The sequence below is a fragment of the Wolbachia pipientis genome, from assembly GCF_023661085.1.
Classification (GTDB): Bacteria; Pseudomonadota; Alphaproteobacteria; order Rickettsiales; family Anaplasmataceae; genus Wolbachia.
The window spans coordinates 1-2,637 of record NZ_JAHDJT010000144.1; the positions used below are offsets into that span (position 1 = coordinate 1).

A 2,637-nucleotide genomic window follows, 5' to 3' on the forward strand; every position below is an offset into this window, starting at 1 on the left:
GTAAATTATTATAGCGCCAATTTACAGTATTATAGAGTCAAAACTCGCCACTCGGAGTTTCTTTTGCTTTTTCTCGTATAGTAAATTTCTTAATATTTATAGCTAAGGCAATTTTAGAGCACACAAAAAATGCCAAAAGTAATTGCCTTTAGTTTAAGTTAAGCAATAAGTCTAATTGTAGCCATACAGCATATTGTATAGTCAAATGCTTTTTCAAATCACTGAAGTCAAGCGGATCATCTTTCACGACCCGCGCTTACTTCAGTCACTTTAGGAGTATTGACAGGAGTTATCGTAGAATTCTCAAGTTGTGTTGCTACTTGCTTTAAACCTTTTCCTATACTTTGATCTTGATTTAAAATTTTATCGAAGTGCTTGCCCTGTTGTTGCACCTCGTTATCTCTCTGAGTAGCTCCTTTCATGCTATGAGCATTCTCTACACTCTTTTCATCTTCACCTAAAAGCTTTTCTAGTACCTTCTTAACAAAGCGCTTGAGAAGACTGAAAAGCCCTTCTTCTTTCTGATTTTCTTGAGGTACATTATCCTTTTTATTCAACTCAGGCTTTTTATCACTGATTTTTTCTTTTGTAGGAGTTATACTCATCGAAGAGAAACCAACAGCCTGTGATTTAGATTCCGACAGAGCTTGAGCCTCCGCATTCACCGATAGTTGTGTGTCTGTTTGCACAGAGGTCCCCTTTTGTCCACTTCGTCCAAACTTTTCACCTTCTGCAGTAGCTTTTTTAAGATTGCCGGCTGCTTCTTGAAACTCTGGATTATCACGCAACTCTTCAACCCTTGGTGGTTGCATATCTGTTTGCTTAGAAGCTTCAGCGATTTGCGCATCTTTCCTAGCTTCTTGCGGTAATTTATCATTACCACCTAATTTCTTTATTTTACTTGTACCAAACTCTTTTCTTAGCTCTTGTGTTGATCGTCTAAGTTTATCTATTTCTTCATCGTTCTGTCTTTGTCGTTTTTCAAGCTCTTTGTTTAATTTTGCAATATTTTCCATTTTACTTTCGAGCTCTTTACTTTTTACAGCCTTTAGAGCTTCTGTTCTTTCTGTAATATAATTAACCTTATCTTCTAATGAAGCCCCTTCTGGGAAAGGACCTGGGGAACGTTCAAAAACATCTTTAAACTTTCTTTCAACATTTTCTTGAGATGTATTCTTAACTTCAGCCATACCTACTCCTAATAAAGCTTATAAAACCAGTGTATTAGCTTATTATGTAGAAATGGTTAACACAACTTGCAATAAGTAATGTTTCTTGTGATCATTAAGAGCGTCCTATTTATATTTTTTTCATCAAAATGTTATTTACTTATTAACCTAAAATACGTAACAATGTAGAAATGAAAAACAGCCCATTAGCAGTAGTATTCGATTGGGATAATACCTTGGTTGACACCCAAGACAATATTTCTAATGCCATTAAGCATACCTTAGACTCAATGGGGTACAGTAATAAAGCCGCTGATAGAAATTCCCATGAGTCGAGAAAGAGTTACATGGTCAATTTATTTGGCGATCAGTGGAAAAAAGCAAATCAAATATACCAACAATACCTAGATAATGCACTGTTGCAAAACATTACTCTAAATCAAGGAGTAGAAAAAATGCTGCAGAAGTTGAAAAGCCATAATATCTATCTAGCAATAGTAAGTAATAAGAAAAACACTAATTTACGTGAAGAAGTAGCCTATTTTAAGCTAGACTCTTACTTTGAGAGGGTAGTTGGTTCATGCGACACTGCAGAAGACAAACCATCTGCAACTCCACTGCTGTTTGCACTAGAGGAGAGTACATTGCCTATAAATAAAGAAAATGTGTTTTTTGTTGGTGATAGTATCACAGATATTTTGTGTGCACAAAACGCCAATTGTTTACCTATTATATATGGCCAATCAATAAGCGGATACGAAGATTTGTTATGTTTTCAACATTTTGATAAACTTACAGATTTCATAATAAAGTATTTGAAAGATAGATAATGAACACTGTTACAGAGATTGCCAGTATCAAAAGGCGCTTTTGTGCATATTTAATAGATGTGGCAATTTTATTAATTCCAAACCTATTAATCATACTATTGTTAAAGAATTTTCCGTTAATTTTATATTTATCATATATGTGTGTAAATTGCAGTTACTTCACATATTTTATATCCTCAGCAACTCAGGCAACTCCTGGTCAGCAGTTAATGAACATACATACCATAAGCCTAGATGGTTCTAAAATAGACTTGAGTTTAGCATTTGATAGAAGCATTTCTCAGTTTTTTCTTCATCTATTGAACAACGTAATAGCTATCCTAATCGAGCTTTTCCAAGAACAAGAGGCGTTAGTAAGTGTTGCCAACATACTGGTAGTAGTTATACAGCTGCTTTTCCTCTGCTGGTATTTAGTAGCTTGCTTCTCTCAAAAGAAACAGACATATCATGATATGCTGTTTGGTACGATTGTTGTGAAAGGAGCTATCAGATAGATTAAATCTTTTGTATACCTAATTTATCTATTCAAGAGCGTGGTAAATATTGAAGCAAAAATGGTGCCATGTAAGCAGCTTACATACAACTGTACGAACCATACGCGTCAAGTTAAGAGATTGTGAGCAAATTTAGAGAAGTTA

At 34.7% G+C, this 2,637-nt stretch carries 3 protein-coding genes; 2 read left to right on the forward strand and 1 reads right to left on the reverse strand.

Translation table 11 applies throughout. The features are described 5' to 3' along the window. Positions 1-236: 236 nt before the first annotated feature. On the reverse strand, positions 237-1,190 hold the full coding sequence (locus DM84_RS05640) for a hypothetical protein (RefSeq protein WP_250779002.1): 954 nt from the start codon (positions 1,188-1,190) through the stop codon (positions 237-239). Positions 1,191-1,360: 170 nt separating this feature from the next. On the opposite strand from DM84_RS05640, the gene DM84_RS05645 reads away from it, so the two are divergent. Next, positions 1,361-1,999 (forward strand): HAD family hydrolase, encoded by a 639-nt coding sequence (locus DM84_RS05645; RefSeq protein WP_250779003.1) that lies wholly within the window; start codon positions 1,361-1,363, stop codon positions 1,997-1,999. After that, positions 1,999-2,493 (forward strand): RDD family protein, encoded by a 495-nt coding sequence (locus DM84_RS05650; RefSeq protein ID WP_250779005.1) that lies wholly within the window; start codon positions 1,999-2,001, stop codon positions 2,491-2,493. The genes DM84_RS05645 and DM84_RS05650 overlap by 1 nt, the downstream gene beginning before the upstream one ends. Positions 2,494-2,637 lie beyond the last annotated feature (144 nt).

Bases quoted from the DNA above. Each gene is read 5' to 3' on its own strand.
- DM84_RS05640 (WP_250779002.1), bottom strand. From the start codon at position 1,190: ATGGCTGAAGTTAAGAATACATCTCAAGAAAATGTTGAAAGAAAGTTT.
- DM84_RS05650 (WP_250779005.1), top strand. From the start codon at position 1,999: ATGAACACTGTTACAGAGATTGCCAGTATCAAAAGGCGCTTTTGTGCA.
- DM84_RS05645 (WP_250779003.1), top strand. From the start codon at position 1,361: ATGAAAAACAGCCCATTAGCAGTAGTATTCGATTGGGATAATACCTTG.